Consider the following 17,873-nt stretch of genomic DNA (forward strand, 5'->3'; position numbering starts at 1 on the left):
GGAAACCCCGATGCCCGCCCACCCCTCACGCCGTGACCTGATCCGGCTCCTCGGCGTGGCCGCCACCGCCGCAGCAGGCGTGCCGGCCCTGTCGTCGTGCGCGGGAGCGCCGGCCCCGCAGAGCGCCGCCCCCGGCACCTTCACCGTCTATTGGAACGCCGGCCACGACTACCAGGCCTACCGCAAGGTGATCGCCGAGTTCGAGCAGGCCCACAAGGTCACCGTCAACCTGCAAAAATATCAGTGGCCCGACCTGCGCACCAGGCTGCTGGCCGACTTCGCCTCCGGCACCGTGCCCGACCTGGTGGAGGAGCCCGGCGGGTGGGTGCAGGAGTTCGCGCTGTCCGGCAACGCCCGCTCGCTGCAGGACTTCGTCGACCGCGACGGCGCCGCCATGGGCTTCCCCGCCGACTGGCAGCCGGTGACCGTCGAGCGCAACTCCTACCAGGGCAAGGTGTACGGCGTGCAGCTGCACCTGACCTGCAACACCCTGCTCCACAACAAGGGCATGCTCAGCGACGCCGGCGTCGAGGTGCCCACCACCTGGGAGGAGTTCCTCGCCGCCGCGAAGAAGCTGACCAAGGACGGCGTGTACGGCGTCGCGCTCAACCAGGACTACACCTACATGTGGCCCTGGATGACGCAGGCCGGCGTCACCCCGTACGACCCGGAGACCGGCAAGGTCATGACCCCGCTCGCCGACGCGATCGAGGCCCTGCAGTTCCAGGCCGACCTCATCCACAAGCACAAGGTCGCGCCCGTGCCCGTCGCGAGCACCGACTACTCCGGCCCGCAGAAGCTGTTCTCCGCCGGGCGCGCCGCGATGATCCTCACCGGCCCCTGGGACCTCGACCCGATCAGGAGGACCAGCCCCGACATCGACCTCGGCGTGGCGCCGCCGCTGGAGCACAAGGTGCGGGCCACGCAGGCCGCCGGGGTGAGCATGTTCGTGCCGGCCAAGGCGAGCAGGCCCGAGCTGTCGTGGGACTTCATCAAACGCGTCACCGCCCTGGAGGTCGAGCAGGCCGCCACCAAGGAGACCGGCATGCTCATGCCCCGCGTGTCCTGGGCGAAGCTGCCCGAGGTGCAGGCCGACCCGGCGACCAAGGTGTTCGCCGACGCGCTGCCGCAGGCCGAGGACTCCTCCCAGGCGGTGCGGCTGACCGGGCAGTTCGGCAAGTGGGAGGAGCAGCTGAAGGTCATGTACCAGCAGGTGCTCATCCAGAACCGGCCCGCCGCCGACGTGCTGACGGAGTTCGCGAAGACGGCGGAGGGTTACCTGAAGTGAGGCCGCGCACGCTCTCCGGCCGGTACGCGAGGACCGCCTACCTCTTCCTGCTGCCGGCCATCCTGTTCTTCGCGGCCCTGTTCTACCTGCCGATCGGCAACGTGGTCGCCACCGGCTTCCGCACCGGGCCGATGGCCGACCAGTGGGCCGGGCTCGGCAACTACAGCCAGGCCCTGGCCGACCCCGCCGTGCGCCACTCGTTCCTCGTCACGGTGGTCTTCGCGGTGCTGGTCGTGGCCGGCTCCATCGTGCTCGGGCTGGCCCTCGCGCTGGCCATCGACCAGCCGCTCAAGGGCCGGGTGGCCTTCCGGGTGCTGCTGCTGGTGCCGTACCTGACGTCGGTGGCGATCGTCGGGCTGCTGTGGCGCAACATCCTCGACCCCGATCTGGGCGTGCTCAACCGGGTGCTGCTCGCGGCCGGGCTGCCCGGCCAGCAGTGGCTCAACACCGCGCCGCTGCTCACCATCGCCGCCGTCACCCTGTGGCAGAGCGTCGGCTACACGATGGTGCTGTTCCTCGCCGGGCTGCAGGGCATCCCCGAGACCTACCACGAGGCCGCCAAGATCGACGGGGCGGACGCCTGGCGCCGGTTCTGGCGCATCACGCTGCCGCTGCTGGCCCCGACCACGCTGTTCGTCTCAGTGATGGCGGTGATCTCGGGGCTGCAGGCGTTCGGGCAGGCGTACATCATCACCGGCGGCGGGCCGGGCGACGCCACCGACCTGTCGGTCTTCCACATCTTCAACGTCGCCTTCCGCACCAGGGACTTCGGCTACTCCTCCGCGCAGTCGGTGCTGCTGCTGCTCGTGATCGTGGCCTTCACCGTGATCCAGCTCAGGGCCGGGCGGCGGGGGGAGGTGACGTACTGATGAGCCGCAAGGTGCTGCTCTACACCGTGCTCACGCTGGCGAGCCTGGTGACGGTGCTGCCGCTGCTCTACATGGTCTCGCTGTCGCTGCAGACCGAGGCGGAGACGCTGGCGGCGAGCGCCGTGCTCTGGCCGGAGACGCCGCAGTGGGGCAACTACGCCGAGCTGTTCGCCCGCGCGCCGTTCGGCGACTTCATCGTCAACAGCCTCGTCGTGGCCGGCGCGATCACGCTGTCGCACCTGCTGTTCGACCCGCTCGTCGGCTACGTGTTCGCCAAGTTCCGCTTCCCGCTGCGCAACACGCTGTTCGTGGCGCTGCTGGCCACGCTCATGGTTCCGTTCTTCGTGCGGATGATCCCGCTGTACGTGCTCATGGCCAACCTCGGGTGGCTGAACACGTACCAGGGGCTCATCACCCCGTTCCTCATGGACGCGTTCGGGATCTTCCTGATGCGGCAGTTCATCCAGCCCATCCCGGACGACCTCATCAGCGCGGCCCGCATCGACGGGGCCTCCGAGCTGCGCATCTACCGCAGCGTCATCCTGCCGCAGACCAGGCCCGCGCTGGCCGTGCTCGCGCTGTTCACGTTCGTCTTCCAGTGGAACGAGTTCCTCTGGCCGCTGGTCGCCACCAGCACGCCCGAGATGCGCACCATCCCGGTCGGGCTCACCCTGTTCAACCAGGAGTACTTCACGCTGTGGCACCTCACGGCGGCCGGCTCGGTGATCCTCTTCGTGCCCACCGCCGTCCTGTTCGTCCTCACCCAGAGATATTTCGTGCGGGGCATCGCCCTCACCGGCCTTCGATAGGAGTCTCCCTTTTGCGCCCGAACGTGATCGTCGTCTTCACCGACCAGCAGCGGTGGGACACCGTCGGCCCGCTCACCCCCAACCTCGACCGCATGGCCAGGCACGGCACGCAGGCCACGGTCGCGCTCACGCCGCAGCCGGTGTGCGCGCCGGCCCGCGCGGCGCTGCAGACGGGCCGCTACGCGACCACGACCGGCGTGCACCGCAACGGCCGCGTCCTGCCGCCCGAAGAGCGCACGCTCGCGCACCACTTCGGCGCGGCCGGCTACGCCACCGGCTACATCGGCAAGTGGCACCTGGCCGGCTCAGAGCCGGTGCCTGAGCACCAGCGCGGCGGCTACCAGAGCTGGCTGGCCGCCAACGCGCTCGAGCACACCTCCGACGCCTACCGCACGATCGTCTACGACGAGGCGAACGAGCCCGTCATGCTGCCCGGCTACCGCTCCGACGCGCTCGTGGACGCGGCCGTGCGGTTCGTGGCCGACCACGCCGGCGAGCCGTTCTACCTGTTCCTGTCGCTCCTTGAGCCGCACCACCAGAACGAGGTGGACAACTACCCGGCGCCCGACGGCTACGAGGAGCGCTATCAGGGCACCTGGATGCCGCCCGACCTCGCCGCGCTCGGCGGCACCGCGCACCAGCACATGGGCGGCTATCTCGGCCAGGTCAAGCGCCTCGACGAGGGGCTCGGGCGGCTGCTCGACGCGCTGCGCAGCATGGACCTGCTGGACGACACGATCGTGGCGTACACCTCCGACCACGGCAACCACTTCAAGACCCGCAACGGCGAGTACAAGCGGTCCTGCCACGACGCGTCGCTGCGGGTGCCGCTGGCGCTGCGCGGGCCCGGCTTCGACGGCGGCGGCGCCATCGCGCGGCCCGTCAGCACGCTCGACCTGCCGCCCACCCTGCTGGAGGCGGCCGGGCTGCCGGTGCCCGACGCGATGCAGGGGCGCTCGTTCCTGCCGCTGCTGCGCGACCCCCGGGCCGACTGGCCCGGCGAGGTGTTCTTCCAGGTGAGCGAGTCCGAGGTGGGGCGCGGGATCAGGACGTCGCGGTGGAAGTACTACGCCGTCGCCGAAGGCGCCGACCCCTGGGACGACCCCGCCGCCGCCCGCTACCGGGAGCAGGCCCTGTACGACGTGGTCAACGATCCGTACGAGCTGGTCAACCTGGCCGGCCACCCCTCGCATGAGGCGGTCGCTGCCGAACTGCGCGAACGCCTGATCCGCCGCATCGTCGCGGCCGGGGAGGCCGAGCCGGTCGTGGAGCCCGCCGAGCGGGTGCCCGGCCGCACCCAGGCGATGCCCGACCCGGCGGTCCGCTCAACGGCTCCGAAGCCGGCCCGCTTCGGCCACCAGCCCCGCCCTTAGCGGAGGGTGCAGCGTCCCGGGCCCCGCGGCGTGCTCGCCCAAGCCGAGGTCCTTTCGAGGGGAGGGGTTCGCCACAGGCTGTCCGCGGGGTCTCCCGGGCGACGGCCTGTTGGCTGGGGGCGGGCCTGGTAGGCGGGTCTGGTCGGTGGGTCTTTCCGGCCGGGCAGGCGTGCTCCCCTCCCGGCAGGTGGGCGCCTCCCCACCCCCTTCCTTCGAGGGTGGAGAGGCGCCTGTGGGGTCAGGCCGCCGCGTCGGCGGGCTGGTGGGTGTGCTTCTCGGCGGTGCGGGCCGCACTCGCCGGGGCGGGCGGTGCGGTGCCTATCGTGCCGATGTCGAACGCGTACGTGCCCGCCAGCGTGGCGATGGCGTCGGAGTTCACGTCCAGGGCCTTGTCGTTGATGTTCTTGATCGTGTCGCAGACGCTGTGGTAGCACGGGTCGAGCGGGAGGCCGGCGGTGCCGCCGAAGATGGCCGCCTCCTCCTCGGTCTTGAGCTCCTCGGCCCCGGTGAACAGGCCGCCCGACGCGATGCCGACCGCGATGAACGGCCCGTAGTCGGAGCGCCCGGTGAACGCCGTGGCCGTGAACGGCAGCCGCCGCCCGGCGAAGAACTTCTCGAAGTCCTCCTCGATCTTGTCGGATCCGGGAGGCCCGGCGGTGCCGAACGCGTCGCCGTCACCGTCGTAGATGCCGAACGTGTAGTTGGGCGAGCCGATCATGTCGAAGTTGAGGTACAGCTTGATCCTGGCCCGCTCCTCCTCGCTCAGCGAGGCCACGTAGTGCTCGGAGCCGAGCAGCCCGAACTCCTCGGCGCCCCAGAAGGCGAAGCGCAGCTGGTTCTTGGGCTTGAGCTTGGCCGCCTGCAGCGCCACCTCCAGGACGCCCGCGCTGCCGGAGCCGTTGTCGTTGATGCCCGGCCCTTCCTGCACGCCGTCGAGGTGCGCGCCGAGCATGACGACCTTGTTCGGGTCGCCCTTCCTGCTCTGCGCGATCACGTTGTAGGTGGTCCTGGTCTCGACGATCGGGTCCCAGTTCATGGTGACCGTGGTGCCGGCCGCGGCCAGCTCCTCGCCGACCGAGAAGCTGGTGAAGAACGAGGGGATCGTCACGCCGGGCCCGCCGAGCACCGGGTTGAGGTCCACCTCCGTACGCCCCTCCTGGCCCTCGTTGAAGACGATGGCCCCGATCGCCCCGGCGGCCATCGCGTTGTCCACCTTCACCCGGAAGTTGCAGGTGCCGCGCTGCATGAGCGCGATGTTGCCGGCGGTGAACCCGGCGAAGTCCTCCGGCTCGCACCCCGAGGTCGAGCTGTTCTCGGGCCCTGGCGGCAGCGTCAGGTCGACGGCCTGGACCGTGCCGGTGACCGACCCGGCGGGCGAGTCGCCCATCGCCACGTAGTCGCTGAAGAACCCGTACTGGTACGTCTTGGGCGTCCCACTGGTGGTCTGCAGCACCGGCGGGGTGACGTAGCCGTCGAAGACGAACTCGAAGGGCTGGATCGTCACCTGGTAGCCGGCCTTGCGCAGCTTGCCCGCCACGTAGTCGCGGGAGGCGTCGAAGCCGCGCGTACCGGAGACGCGGGTGCCGTTGTTGGCGTCGGCGATGGCCTGGAACGCCTTGAGGTGCTTCTTGACGTTCTTGCCCGAGACGGCCTTGACGAGCTTCTCGACTTCCTTCTTGTGCGGGTCCTTGGGCCCGTGCCCGTGCCCGTGCCCGTGCCCGCCTTGGGCGGCGGCGGTTCCGGTGAAGGCGAGGGGTGACAAGGCCACGGCCACGGCGGTGATGGCGCCGAGCATGCCTTTACGTAAGCGGTAAGACATGGTGCTCCTCGTACGTGGAGGGGTGAACCGGGTCATTTTGCGCACGTGTTCCGAAACGTATTCATCGGGCGGGTGATAGGGAAGATTTGTCCGCGTATCCGTTGCATCACGGACTTGGAACGTCGCATCCGAGACGAGGAACTGTCATGTCCATATCGCTCCCATCCACCGGCTCCATCACCATCGGCGGCAAGACCGTGCACCGCCTGGGCTTCGGCGCCATGAGCCTGACCGGCCCAGGAGTCTGGGGACCGCCGTCCGACAGGGACGCGGCCGTCAAGGTTTTGCGCCGTGTCGTCGAGCTGGGGGTGAACCTCATCGACACGGCCGACTCCTACGGCCCGTACGTCAGCGAGGAGATCATCCGCGAGGCGCTGCACCCGTACCCCGAGGACCTGCTGATCGCCACCAAGGCCGGTTTCGTGCGCACCGGGCCCGGCCAGTGGCACGCCGTGGGCCGCCCCGAGTACCTCCGCCAGGAGGTCGAGATGAGCCTGCGCCGGCTCGGCCAGGACCGGCTCGACCTGCTCCAGCTGCACCGCATCGACCCGAAGGTGCCGCTTGAGGACCAGATCGGCGAGCTGAAGGCGCTTCAGGACGAGGGCAAGATCGCCGCCATCGGCCTGTCGGAGGTGAGCGTCGAGGAGCTGGAGCAGGCGCGGCGCATCGCCGGCATCGTTTCCGTCCAGAACCGCTACAACCTCACCAACCGCTTCTCCGAGTCCGTGCTCGACCACTGCACCGAGCAGGGCATCGTGTTCATCCCCTACAGCCCCATCGCCAAGGGCGCGCTGGCCGCGCCCGGCGGGCCCGTCGAGCACGTCGCCAAGCTGCTCGGCGCGACGCCCGCGCAGGTCAGCCTGGCCTGGCTGCTGGCCCGCTCGCCGGTGGTCGCGCCGATCCCCGGCACGTCGTCGATCGCCCACCTGGAGGAGAACCTGGGCGCCTCCACGGTGACGCTGACCGCCGAGCAGGTCGCCGAGCTGAGCTGAGACGCGAGGGAGCCGGCCCTCCACACCCGCGTGGAGAGCCGGCTCGCCGACGGTCAGCCCAGGCCGTTCTTCATGGCCGTGAGCAGCTCGGCGTTGGTCGTGTCGCCGCTGAGCTCCCAGAAGAACGCGCCGCCGAGGCCCTGATCCTTCGAGTAGTTCATCTTGCCGCCGATGGTGGCCGGCGTGTCGTAGCTCCACCACTGGTTGCCGCAGTACGCGTACGCCGTGCCCGCGACCGTCCCGGTGGCCGGGCAGCGGGTCTTGAGCACCTTGTAGTCCTCGATGCCCTGCTCGTACGTGCCCGGCGCGGGCCCGGTGGCGGTGCCGCCCGGCGCCGACTGCGTGACCCCGGCCCAGCCGCGCCCGTAGAAGCCGATGCCGAGCAGCAGCTTGCTGGCCGGCACGCCCTTGCTCTTCAGCTTCTGGATGGCCGCGTCGGAGTGGAAGCCCGCCGTCGGGATGCCCGGGTAGGACGTGAGCGGCGAGTGCGGGGCCGTCGGGCCCTGCGCCGCGAAGGCGCCGAAGTAGTCGTAGGTCATGACGTTGTACCAGTCGAGGTACTGCGCGGCGCCGGCGTAGTCGGCCGCGTCGATCTTGCCGCCGTTGGTGCCGTCGGCCGTGATCGCGGCGGTGACCAGGTAGTTCTGGCCGAAGCGGTTGCGCAGCGCCTGCATGAGGTTCCTGAACGCGGCGGGGCCGCTGCTGTCACAGGTCAGGCCGCAGGCGTTCGGGTACTCCCAGTCGATGTCGATGCCGTCGAAGACGTCGGCCCAGCGCGGGTCCTCGACCAGGCGGTAGCAGGACTCGGCGAACGCGGCCGGGTTCTGCGCGGCCTGCGCGAAGCCGCCGGACCAGGTCCAGCCGCCGAAGGAGAACAGCACCTTGATGTGCGGGTGCTTCTGCTTCAGCTTGCGCAGCTGGTTGAAGCTGCCGCGCAGCGCGCCCGGGTCCCAGGTGTCGGCGACGCCGTCCACGCTCTCGTTGGCCTGGTAGAAGCGGTCGTAGTCGGCGTGGCTGTCGCCGATCGCGCACTGGCCGTTCGTCACGTTGCCGAAGGCGTAGTTGATGTGCGTCAGCTTGGCCGCCGAGCCGCTGGTGTCGATGTTCTTGACGTGGTAGTTGCGGGTGTAGACGCCCCACTGCACGAAGTAGCCGAGGACCTTCTTGCCCCCGCCTCCGCCGCCGCCCGTGGTCGTCGCCGTGACGCTGTTGCTGGTGCCTGAGCGGTTTCCTGCGGCGTCGCGGGCGCGGACGGTGTAGCTGTAGGAGGTGTTGGCGTTCAGTCCGGTGTCGGTGTACGTCGTGCCGGTCACGGTGGCGACCAGGGTGCCGCCGCGATAGACCTCGTAGCCGGTCACGGCGACGTTGTCGGTCGAGGCGTTCCAGGCCAGCGTGACGGAGCCGCCGGTGACGCCGGTCGAGCGCAGGTTGCCCGGCACGCTCGGCGCGCTCGTGTCACCGCCCCCGCCGCCCGAGGTGGTGGCCGTGAGGCTGTTGCTGGTGCCTGAGCGGTTTCCTGCGGCGTCGCGGGCGCGGACGGTGTAGCTGTAGGAGGTGTTCGCGCTGAGGCCGGTGTCGGTGTGGCTGGTGCCGGTGACGGTGGCGACGAGGGTGCCGCCGCGGTAGATCTCGTAGCCGGTGACGGCGACGTTGTCGGTGGAGGCGTTCCAGGCGAGGGTGACGCTCGTGTTCGTCACGCCGGTCGAGCGCAGGTTGCCGGGGACGCTCGGCGCGCTGGTGTCTCCGCCGCCGCCCGAGACGACCTTCCACAGGGCGGGCACGTTCGGCGGCTCCCAGCCGGGCTGGGAGGTGTGGCTCTGGACGCACTCGTACTGCACGCCGTTGTACGTCACGCGCGTGCCGGCCGTGTACGCCGTCCACGCCGCCCAGTCGGCCTGCAGGGCCTGTAAGGAGGACTGCGCGGCGGCGGCGGTGGCCGTGCCGGGCGCGGCGACGAGGGTGGTCAGCGGCAGCGCCAGGGCCGCCAGACCGGCGAGGACCTTGCTCAGGGTGGGGTTCTTCATCATGCTCCGACATCCGGTCGAGGGTGAACGGGGGGTGGGATGCCTGATCAAACTATTAGGAAAGTTTCCTTTTAGTTATGAGCCGACAGTAACCCCAACCCGAGCAGGCGGTCAAGACGTCCGGTCTAGATCGTGAAATCGCGCAGCAGGCCCGTGTAGCGCTTGGGGAGCGGGCGGGCGTACTCGCCGCGCGTGCTCGTCCGCAGCCCCAGCGCCACCAGCGACTCGGCGAACCGCGTGGCCGCCGCCACCCCGTCGATCACCGGCACGCCGGTCGCCCGCGTCACCTCGGCGCAGAAGTCCGCCATGCCCGCGCAGCCCAGCACGATCACGTCGCTGCCGTCCCGCTCGGCCACCGACGCGCACAGCTCGGTCACCGCCGCCCGGGCCGGCGGCTTCTCCAGGTCCAGCACGGGGATCTCGCAGGCGTGCACGCCCCGGCAGGCGGCGGCGAAGCCGTACCGGTGGGCCAGCTCCCACGCCCTGCCGGTGGTCCTGGCCAGCGTGGTCACCACGCTGAAGGTCCTGCCGACCATCGTGGCGGCGTGCATCGCGGCCTCCGCGATGCCCAGCACGGGGCCCGCCGCCAGCTCGCGCGCCGCGTCCAGGCCAGGGTCGCCGAAACAGGCGATCACGTACGCGTCCACGCCGGCCCGCTCGCCCGCCGCGATCTCGGCCAGCAGCCCCGGCACCGCCAGCGCCTCGTCGTAGTGGCTCTCGATCGACTCCGGCCCCATGGCCGGGCTCACCGCCGTCACCTCGGTCGACGACGACACCACCGCCCTGGCGCACCGGCCGATGGACTCGGTCATCTCCAGGGCGGTGTTCGGGTTGATCACCCGGATATGGGTCATGCCGGCATGATCCGGGGTACGCGCCGCTCCAGCAGCACCATCGCCACGAACCCGATCCCGCAGCCGATGAACCAGCTGAAGTCGGCCAGCCAGGCCAGCTCGACGACCGTGATCCACTTGGGCACCAGCACCGAGGCGATGGCCGGCACGCCCGCCGCCACCGTGGCCCAGACCGCGTTGGGGTTGTAGCCCTTGCTGAACCAGTAGCGCCCGCCCGGGTCCATCGTGAACATCTCGTCCACCGAGACCCGCTGCCGCGCGCACACGTAGTAGCCCGCGATCAGGATGCCGAACAGCGGCCCGATCAGTGCCCCCAGCAGGCCCAGCGTGTAGTGGATGGCGTCGGGGTTGCCGTACCAGTTCCACGGGGTGAGCAGCACCGAGCCGACAGCCGCGATCATCCCGCCGGTACGCCAGCTGATGCGCTGCGGGCTGACGTTGGAGAAGTCGAAGGCCGGGGAGATGAAGTTCGCCACGATGTTGATGCCCACGGTAGCGATCACGAACGTCAGGCCGCCCAGCAGGATCGCGAACGGCGTGTCGATGCGCTGCACGGTGTGGATCGGGTCGGTGATCAGCTCACCGAACACCGGCACCGTGGCCGACGCCGTGATGACCGTCAGCAGGGAGAAGAACAGGAAGTTGATCGGCAGGCCGAGGAAGTTGCCGCGCTTGACCGCGTCGAACGAGCGGCCGTAGCGGGAGAAGTCGCCGAAGTTCAGCATCGGCCCGGAGAAGTACGACACCACCAGCGCGATCGCGCTCAGCATCACCGGGATCGACTCGGCGAAGCCCAGGCTCTCGCCCTGCGACAGGTCCAGGCTGATGTTCTCCCAGCCGGCCCTGCTCACCAGATAGCCGGCCAGGACCAGCATGACCACGTAGACGGCGGGCCCCGCCCAGTCCACGAAGCGGCGGATGGCGTCCATGCCGCGCCAGAACACCGCCGCCTGCGCCACCCACAGGATGGCGTAGCAGATGTAGCCGAGCACGGACAGGCCGAGGAAGGTCGGCTCGTTGAGCGCGGCCGTGGCGGGCCAGAACTTCAGGAAGATGATGATGAGCGACTGCGAGGCGAGGTACGTCTGCACGCCGTACCAGGCGATGGCGATCGAGCCACGCACGATGGCCGGGATGTTCGCGCCCAGCACGCCGAAGACCACCCGGTTGATCACCGGGTACGGCACCCCGGTGACCTGGCTCGGCTTGGCGACCAGGTTGCAGAAGACGTTGACGATGACGATGCCGGCCAGCAGCGCGAACAGCACCTGCCAGCTCGCCAGGCCCAGCGCGAACAGGCTGCCCGCGGTGACGTAGCCGCCGACACTGTGCACGTCGGACATCCAGAAGGCGAAGATGTTGTACGACGACCAGGTCTGCTTGCGCAGCGGGGCCAGGTCCTCATTGGTGAGCCGGGGGTCGTGGGGAGGTGCTTGGGCGACGGTCGGCTGTGTCATGTGCGGCATCCTTGGGGGGTAGGGTCGCCGGACGGTGTTAAGCCATCACTTAACACCCTGCGTGCGGCGGCCCCGATTTCGCAAGTGTTAAAGACGTGTGACGGAGGTCATGGAGGACCTGGAGGCGATCGGCGGCGAGCGGCTCGGGCGGCGGCTGCGCGAGCTGCGCACGGAATCGGGCAAGTCGCTGCGGACGGTGGCGAAGGAGCTCGGCATCTCGCCCAGCGCCGTGTCCCAGATCGAGCGCGGCACCATGCGGCCGTCGGTGAGCCGGTTGATCGCGTACGTGACGGCCATCGGGGCGCCGCTGGCGGCGGTCTTCGACCCGCCCGAGCCTCGGGAGGACGCCGTTCCCGGGCTCGCGGTGGGGCGGGCCGGTGAGGTGGCGCCGATCCGGCTGGGCGGCGGGGTGACGTTCCGCCGGTTGTCGCCGGGGCCGACCCCCGACGTCGAGTTCTTCGAGTCCACGTACCCGCCGCACGCGGTCTCCACCGCGCACGGCCGCTTCCTGCGCCACGAGGGGTACGAGGTCGGCACGGTGACGGCCGGGGAGCTGACGATCGAGTTCGAGTCGGAGACCGTCACGCTGGCGCAGGGCGACTCCATCACGTTCCCGTGCAGCAGGCCGCACATCATCGGCAACCGCTCGGCCACCGTCACCGCCGTCGCGACCTGGCTGATCGTGCAGGGCCGCTGACCGGCAGGCGTGAGTCACGGCGCGGCTGGGGAGGCTGTCCGATGGCAGCGAACCCGTCGTTCCCCCTGAGGAGGGTCGGATGGCCGTACTACTGCTGGGCACGCTCGACACCAAGGGCGCGGAGTACGCCCATGTCCGCGACCTCGTCACGGCCGCGGGACAGGAGGTCGTCCTGCTCGACGCAGGCGTCATGGGCGGCGGGACGCTCGCGCCCGACATCCCGGCGGCCGAGGTGGCCGAGGCGGGCGGGGCGAGCCTGGAGGAGCTCAGGAGCGCCGGCGACCGTGGCGCGGCCCTGAGCGCGATGGCCGCCGGAGCCGCGCGCGTCGCCCGCGCGCTGTACGAGCGCGGCGGGCTGAGCGGCGTGCTGGCGCTGGGCGGCAGCGGCGGCTCCTCGATCGCGGCGGCCGCCATGGCGGCGCTGCCCGTGGGCCTGCCCAAGCTGCTCGTCTCGACCATGGCGTCCGGCGACGTGTCGGCGTACGTGGGGCAGAGCGACGTGACGCTCATGTACAGCGTCGTCGACGTGGCCGGGGTCAACTCGATCTCCCGGCAGATCCTCGGCAACGCCGCCGCCGCGATCGCCGCCATGGCCGCCGCGTACGACGCCCGCGCCGGTGCCCCGCCCGGCGAGGACCGGCCGCTGGTGGCGGCCACGATGTTCGGCGTCACCACGCCCGCCGTCGACGCCGCCCGCGCCCGCCTCGAGGAGCTGGGCTACGAGGTGATCGTCTTCCACGCCACCGGCTCGGGCGGCCGGGCCATGGAGGCGCTCACCGCGAGCGGCTACTTCGCCGGCGTGCTCGACCTCACCACCACCGAACTCGCGGACGACCTGGTCGGCGGCGTGCTCTCGGCGGGCCCCGACCGGCTGACCGCCGCGGGAGCCGCCGGGGTGCCGCAGGTCGTCAGCCTGGGCGCGCTCGACATGGTCAACTTCGGGCCGATGGACACCGTGCCCGCCCGCTTCCGCGAACGGAACCTGCTCGTGCACAACCCGACCGTGACGCTCATGCGCACCACCCCCGAGGAGAACGCCGAGCTGGGCCGGCGCATCGGCGCCAAGCTGGCCGCCGCCACCGGGCCCGTCGTGCTGTTCGTGCCGCGCGGCGGCGTCTCGGCCGTGGACGTGCCGGGCGGCCCGTTCCACGACCCGGCCGCCGACGCCGCCTGCTTCGACGCCGTGCTGGACGCCGTGGCGGGCACCGGCGTACAGGTGGTGGAGAGCGCCGACGACATCAACCGGCCGGCGTTCGCGGTGGCCGCCGCGGACCGGCTGCACGAGCTCATCCAGAAGGGAACGGCATGAAGCGTGACGAGGCGCTCGGCAGGTTGCGGGCCGAGCGGAAGGCGGGGCGGCTGATCATCGGAGCCGGCGCGGGCACCGGCCTGTCGGCCAAGGCGGCCGAGGCCGGCGGCGTCGATCTGATCATCATCTACAACTCGGGCCGGTTCAGGATGGCCGGGCGCGGCTCGCTCGCGGGGCTGCTGCCGTACGGGGACGCCAACGCGATCGTGGTCGAGATGGCCGGCGAGGTGCTGCCGGTCGTCAAGGACACCCCCGTGCTGGCCGGGGTGTGCGGCACCGACCCGTTCCGGCTCATGCCGCAGTTCCTCGACCAGCTCAGCGCGATGGGCTTCACCGGCGTCCAGAACTTCCCCACCGTCGGCCTCATCGACGGCGTCTTCCGGGCGAACCTGGAGGAGACCGGCATGGGGTTCGACCTGGAGATCGAGATGATCCGGCTGGCCGCCGAGCGCGGCCTGCTCACCGCCCCCTACGTCTTCACCGCCGAGCAGGCCACCGCCATGGCCGAGGCGGGCGCCGACATCCTGGTGCCGCACATGGGCCTGACCACCAAGGGCAGCATCGGCGCCAGGACCGCGCTCAGCCTGGAGGAGTCGGCCGTACGCGTGCAGGAGATGCACGACGCCGCCGTGGCGGTCAACCCCGACGTCATCGTGCTGTGCCACGGCGGACCGATCGCCGAGCCGGACGACGTCCGCTTCATCCAGGAACGCACCACCGGCGTGGCCGGCTTCTTCGGCGCCTCCTCGATGGAACGCCTGCCCGCCGAGCGCGCCATCGCCGACCAGCTCCGGGCCTTCAAGGCCCTCTGACGACCGAGGGAGTCCCTCCATGCACCGCAGGCCAGAAGACGTCCCGACCATGCTCTTCGACTGGGGCTCGATCAAGTGGCACGTCACCCCGGCCACCGTGCCGGGCGCGTCGTCCACGTTCGGCGAGGTGGTGATCAACCCCGACCGGGGGCACGACCGCCACCTGCACCCCGCCTCCGACGAGGTGCTCTACATCATCGAGGGGGAGGGGCGGCAGACGGTCGGCGACGGGCCCGAGTTCGCGGTGAAGGCGGGCGACGCCGTCTACATCCCCATGGGGACGCTGCACTCGACGTTCAACACCGGGTGGCGGCCGCTGCGGATCATCGCGACGTACACGCCTGGCGGGGAGGAGGAGGCGCTGCGCGAGCTGCCCGGCTTCGTCGAGCTGCCGCCGGGCGAGCATCCGAGCTGGGCGGTCAAGCTGGGGTGACCCGCACCGCAGGCCCTGCTCCGAGCCGTCGCTACCGGTCGCGCTCGTACTCGTCGGCCGTGACGTACGTGATGCCCAGCTCGGGCAGGCGGGCGCGCAGGCCGTAGCGGTCGAGGCCCAGCTCGCCCTTCTCGAACGCCTCGCGCGTCGCCGCCTCCTTGGCGGCCCGCGCGGCGGCGGCCTCGATGCCGCGCTCCAGGTCGGCGCGCGGGCACACCAGCACGCCGTCGTCGTCGGCGATCACCGCGTCACCCGGCCTGACGAGCTGCCCGCCGATCGTGACCGGCACGTTCACCGCGCCAGGCGTCGCCTTCACCGTGCCCTGCGCGCTGACGGCGGAGCTCCACGCCGGGAAGCCCATGGCCCGCAGCTCGGCCACGTCGCGCACGCCCGCGTCGATCACCACGCCGCGCACCCCCCTATGCCGCAGCGCGGTCGCGAACAGCTCGCCGAACATGCCGTCCGTGCACGGCGACGTCGTGGTGACCACCAGCAGGTCGCCCTCCTGGCACTGCTCCACCGCCACGTGGATCATCAGGTTGTCGCCCGGCCAGCACACCGCCGTGACCGCGTTGCCGCCCGCCCGCGCTCCCGGCCAGGCGGGGCGCAGACCGGGGCCGAGGTAGCCGGTGCGGCCGAGCGCCTCGTGCACGGTCGCGACGCCGTACGCGGCCAGCGCGTCGACCCTGTCGACCGGCGAGCGCGGGATGCCGGTGACGACCACGTTCCTCATGCGAGCACGTCCGTCACCTGCGGGTACAGCCGCATGTACGCCTCGCCCATCGTCGCGTGCGGCAGCCCCAGGTTGGGGCCGGCGTTGCGCTTGAGCTGCACGCCCCTGCGCTTGGCGAGGTCGGTGTAGTAGTCCCACATGTGCTGCTGGGCCGGCAGGCACTCCATCGCCTTGCGCTTCTTGTCGAACACCGGCGTGATGTCGAGCAGCACGTCCGGCTTGAAGTCGCACTGCTCGGGCTGGTGCGGCTCGAAGAAGAACACCGGCGGCGCGCCCAGCGGCTCGCCCGGCGCGTCGTAGCCGGCGGCCTGGGCGAGCACGCGCGCCTGCAACGCCATGCGCGCCGCGGCCGGGTGGTCGCCGTTGTACGGGTCGGCCGGCGGGTGGGTCAGGACGACGTCGGGCTCGAGGTCGCGGTAGACGCGTACCAGCCGGTCCACCAGCTCGCGGCTCTCCAGCAGGGGGTAGTCGCCGGCGTCGAGGAACTCGATCTCGGCGCCCAGGGCGGCGGCGGCGTTCTGCGCCTCCTCGCGGCGGATCGCCTTGATCTCCTGCAGCGAGTGGCCGGCCCGCCACGCCTTGGCGGACTCGCCGCGCTCACCGAAACTGAGGCAGACCACCTTGGCGCGCTCGCCGCGGCTGGTGGCGAGCGCGATGGCACCGGCCGCCCGCCAGACGAAGTCGCCCGCGTGGGCGCTGATCACCAGAAGGGTACGGGGTGTGGTCACCCGCCGACGCTAAGAGCCCCTGTAACGATTGTCAACACTTATCGAGCGAGAACGGCATCGAACGCCGCTTCCACCCTATGAGGCGATGTTCTTCAACAATATTGTCAACATAAGGAGGCTCTATGAAAGGACTCAAGGTGGCAGTGCTCGGCTGCGGCGAGGTCGGCCGCATCCTCGCCGCCGGCCTCGCCGACAAGACCCACCTCCGCGCCTACGACCCGGCGTACCCACCGGAACCAGGCAGGGTGGAGCTTGCCGGGGGTAATGCGGAGGCCGTGCGCGGCGCTGATGTCGTCATCGCGGTCACCACGGGGGCCGATGCTCTCGCCGCCGGTGCCGAGTCGCTTCCGCACCTCGCGCCCGGCACGCTCTATGCCGACCTCTCCACCGCAGCCCCCGAGGACAAGCGCCGCCTGGCCGACCTCCTCAGGCCCGCGGGGGCGGAGTTCGTGGACGGGGCGATCATGGCGCCGATCCCGCTGCGCGGCCTCGCGACCCCGATCCTGGCGGCCGGCGACCACGCGGACCGCTTCGCCGCCTTCGCCACCGCCCACGGCATGAACGTCACCCCCATCGGCGGCGCACCGGGCGACGCCGCGGCGCGCAAACTGCTCCGCAGCGTCCTGGTGAAGGGCCTGAGCGCGCTGGTCATCGAGTCACAGCGAGCGGCCGATGCGGCAGGACTGGGGGAGTGGTTCTGGCACCACCTCGTGGAGACGGTCACGGACGCGGACGAGCGGTTCGTCGTACGGCTCCTGCGCGGCGCCGCCCAGCACGGCACCCGCCGCGTCCACGAGATGGAAGCCGCCACCCGCATGCTCGCCTCTTTGGGCGTCCCCCACACGATGACGCTCGCCACCACGACCACCCTCGCCGCAACCGAACGCACCGGCCCCCCACCCCTCCCGGGAACAGACCGGCCCACCGCTGGTTAGTCGGGGGTGGCTTCCAGGGACTTGGTGACACTGCGGAGGTGTTGTTGCATGGCCGTCTGGGCTGCTTCCGGGTCGCGGGCGACGATGGCGGCCACGATCAGCTCGTGTTGCGGCAACGAGACGGCGGCACGGCCTGGCTGGCGGGCCAGGCGGAATTTGTGGCGGACCACCTGGGCGCCCAGGCGTTCGATGATGGCCGCCGACGTGCGGTGGCCGGCGATCTCGCGGACCTTGGCGTGGAGGGCGGCGTTGAGCTCGGAGTAGCGGTCGAGGTCGTTGGAGTCGACGGCGGCGCGCATCTCGGCCACCAGCCGCCGCAGCTCCCCGGCCTGCTCCGACGTCACCCGCTCCGCCGCCTTGGCCGCCGACAGCCCTTCGAGCACCATCCGCACCTCGGTGATCTCGATGGCCTCGGCCTTCGAGACGGCCCGCACCCTGGCGCCCTTGTTGCGCAGGATCTCCACCAGCCCCTCTCCGGCCAGCTCCTTGAAGCTCTCGCGCACGGCGGCGCGCGGCGCGCCGAACTGCTCGCACACGTCGGCCTCGACCAGCCGCTGGTTGGGCACGAAGCCGCCGTCGAGTATGGCGGCCCTGAGCCGGTCGGTCAGCGTCTCCCCGCGCGGGGGCTCTGGGGTCACGCGATCCTCCGGGCGTCCGTACGAAACTTGTTCGACAATATTATGAACAATCCCCGGAGCACCGTGGCCACCGACCCCCGGCGGCGCTCCCACCTGCGAGCTT

Annotated in this window: 17 protein-coding genes; 10 read left to right on the forward strand and 7 right to left on the reverse strand. The window is 70.9% G+C overall.

Annotated elements, in window-relative coordinates:
* Positions 1 to 10: 10 nt before the first annotated feature.
* Genes ACFFR3_RS39430 through ACFFR3_RS39445 form a run of 4 tightly spaced genes read left to right on the forward strand, consistent with a single transcriptional unit; the run spans position 11 to position 4,339 of the window.
* Positions 11 to 1,288 carry a sugar ABC transporter substrate-binding protein gene (locus ACFFR3_RS39430; protein ID WP_364369074.1) on the forward strand — a complete coding sequence of 426 codons (1,278 nt, stop codon included), beginning with the start codon at positions 11 to 13 and terminating at the stop codon, positions 1,286 to 1,288.
* A complete protein-coding gene (locus tag ACFFR3_RS39435; RefSeq protein WP_364369077.1) occupies positions 1,285 to 2,157 on the forward strand; it encodes a carbohydrate ABC transporter permease in 873 nt (290 codons plus the stop codon). Before ACFFR3_RS39430 ends, ACFFR3_RS39435 begins: the two co-directional genes overlap by 4 nt.
* A complete protein-coding gene (locus tag ACFFR3_RS39440; protein ID WP_345399642.1) occupies positions 2,157 to 2,966 on the forward strand; it encodes a carbohydrate ABC transporter permease in 810 nt (269 codons plus the stop codon). Before ACFFR3_RS39435 ends, ACFFR3_RS39440 begins: the two co-directional genes overlap by 1 nt.
* Before the next feature lie 11 nt (positions 2,967 to 2,977).
* Positions 2,978 to 4,339, forward strand: a complete 1,362-nt coding sequence (locus ACFFR3_RS39445; RefSeq protein ID WP_345399645.1) for a sulfatase family protein — start codon at positions 2,978 to 2,980, stop codon at positions 4,337 to 4,339.
* A gap of 238 nt (positions 4,340 to 4,577) precedes the next feature.
* Here the strand turns inward: ACFFR3_RS39445 and ACFFR3_RS39450 are convergent, their stop codons facing one another.
* Positions 4,578 to 6,158 (reverse strand): M28 family metallopeptidase, encoded by a 1,581-nt coding sequence (locus ACFFR3_RS39450; RefSeq protein WP_345399648.1) that lies wholly within the window; start codon positions 6,156 to 6,158, stop codon positions 4,578 to 4,580.
* A 146-nt stretch (positions 6,159 to 6,304) separates the two neighbouring features.
* On the opposite strand from ACFFR3_RS39450, the gene ACFFR3_RS39455 reads away from it, so the two are divergent.
* On the forward strand, positions 6,305 to 7,150 hold the full coding sequence (locus ACFFR3_RS39455; protein ID WP_364369087.1) for an aldo/keto reductase: 846 nt from the start codon (positions 6,305 to 6,307) through the stop codon (positions 7,148 to 7,150).
* A gap of 53 nt (positions 7,151 to 7,203) precedes the next feature.
* Here the strand turns inward: ACFFR3_RS39455 and ACFFR3_RS39460 are convergent, their stop codons facing one another.
* The 3 genes from ACFFR3_RS39460 to ACFFR3_RS39470 form a co-directional block, all read right to left on the reverse strand.
* Entirely contained in the window at positions 7,204 to 9,177 is a 1,974-nt protein-coding gene (locus ACFFR3_RS39460; protein WP_364369090.1) for a glycosyl hydrolase family 18 protein, read from the reverse strand.
* A gap of 122 nt (positions 9,178 to 9,299) precedes the next feature.
* Positions 9,300 to 10,028 (reverse strand): aspartate/glutamate racemase family protein, encoded by a 729-nt coding sequence (locus tag ACFFR3_RS39465; protein WP_364369093.1) that lies wholly within the window; start codon positions 10,026 to 10,028, stop codon positions 9,300 to 9,302.
* The gene (locus tag ACFFR3_RS39470) at positions 10,025 to 11,485 is read right to left on the reverse strand and encodes an NCS1 family nucleobase:cation symporter-1 (RefSeq protein ID WP_379484779.1); all 1,461 of its coding nucleotides are present in this window, start codon (positions 11,483 to 11,485) and stop codon (positions 10,025 to 10,027) included. Before ACFFR3_RS39470 ends, ACFFR3_RS39465 begins: the two co-directional genes overlap by 4 nt.
* A gap of 109 nt (positions 11,486 to 11,594) precedes the next feature.
* Here ACFFR3_RS39470 and ACFFR3_RS39475 point away from each other — a divergent pair, with 109 nt between their 5' ends.
* From ACFFR3_RS39475 to ACFFR3_RS39490, 4 genes are all read left to right on the forward strand, one after another.
* Positions 11,595 to 12,182 carry a helix-turn-helix domain-containing protein gene (locus tag ACFFR3_RS39475; RefSeq protein ID WP_379484780.1) on the forward strand — a complete coding sequence of 196 codons (588 nt, stop codon included), beginning with the start codon at positions 11,595 to 11,597 and terminating at the stop codon, positions 12,180 to 12,182.
* A 79-nt stretch (positions 12,183 to 12,261) separates the two neighbouring features.
* Positions 12,262 to 13,491: a Tm-1-like ATP-binding domain-containing protein gene (locus ACFFR3_RS39480; RefSeq protein WP_345399666.1), complete on the forward strand. Its 1,230-nt coding sequence runs from the start codon at positions 12,262 to 12,264 to the stop codon at positions 13,489 to 13,491.
* Positions 13,488 to 14,303 (forward strand): phosphoenolpyruvate hydrolase family protein, encoded by an 816-nt coding sequence (locus ACFFR3_RS39485; protein WP_345399669.1) that lies wholly within the window; start codon positions 13,488 to 13,490, stop codon positions 14,301 to 14,303. The genes ACFFR3_RS39480 and ACFFR3_RS39485 overlap by 4 nt, the downstream gene beginning before the upstream one ends.
* A gap of 19 nt (positions 14,304 to 14,322) precedes the next feature.
* Entirely contained in the window at positions 14,323 to 14,736 is a 414-nt protein-coding gene (locus ACFFR3_RS39490) for a cupin domain-containing protein (protein ID WP_345399672.1), read from the forward strand.
* A gap of 31 nt (positions 14,737 to 14,767) precedes the next feature.
* Here ACFFR3_RS39490 and ACFFR3_RS39495 read toward each other — a convergent pair whose 3' ends face one another.
* Entirely contained in the window at positions 14,768 to 15,469 is a 702-nt protein-coding gene (locus ACFFR3_RS39495; RefSeq protein WP_364369103.1) for a 4-carboxy-4-hydroxy-2-oxoadipate aldolase/oxaloacetate decarboxylase, read from the reverse strand.
* Positions 15,466 to 16,197, reverse strand: coding sequence for a PIG-L deacetylase family protein (locus ACFFR3_RS39500; RefSeq protein WP_379484781.1), 732 nt, complete (start codon positions 16,195 to 16,197; stop codon positions 15,466 to 15,468). The genes ACFFR3_RS39495 and ACFFR3_RS39500 overlap by 4 nt, the downstream gene beginning before the upstream one ends.
* A gap of 122 nt (positions 16,198 to 16,319) precedes the next feature.
* Between ACFFR3_RS39500 and ACFFR3_RS39505 the strand changes: the two genes are divergently transcribed.
* Positions 16,320 to 17,132 (forward strand): NAD(P)-dependent oxidoreductase, encoded by an 813-nt coding sequence (locus ACFFR3_RS39505; protein WP_379484782.1) that lies wholly within the window; start codon positions 16,320 to 16,322, stop codon positions 17,130 to 17,132.
* Here ACFFR3_RS39505 and ACFFR3_RS39510 read toward each other — a convergent pair.
* Positions 17,129 to 17,770, reverse strand: a complete 642-nt coding sequence (locus ACFFR3_RS39510) for a GntR family transcriptional regulator (protein WP_345399690.1) — start codon at positions 17,768 to 17,770, stop codon at positions 17,129 to 17,131. The genes ACFFR3_RS39505 and ACFFR3_RS39510 overlap by 4 nt on opposite strands.
* Positions 17,771 to 17,873 lie beyond the last annotated feature (103 nt).

Source organism: Nonomuraea salmonea (genome assembly GCF_042428605.1).
Lineage (GTDB): Bacteria > Actinomycetota > Actinomycetes > Streptosporangiales > Streptosporangiaceae > Nonomuraea > Nonomuraea salmonea.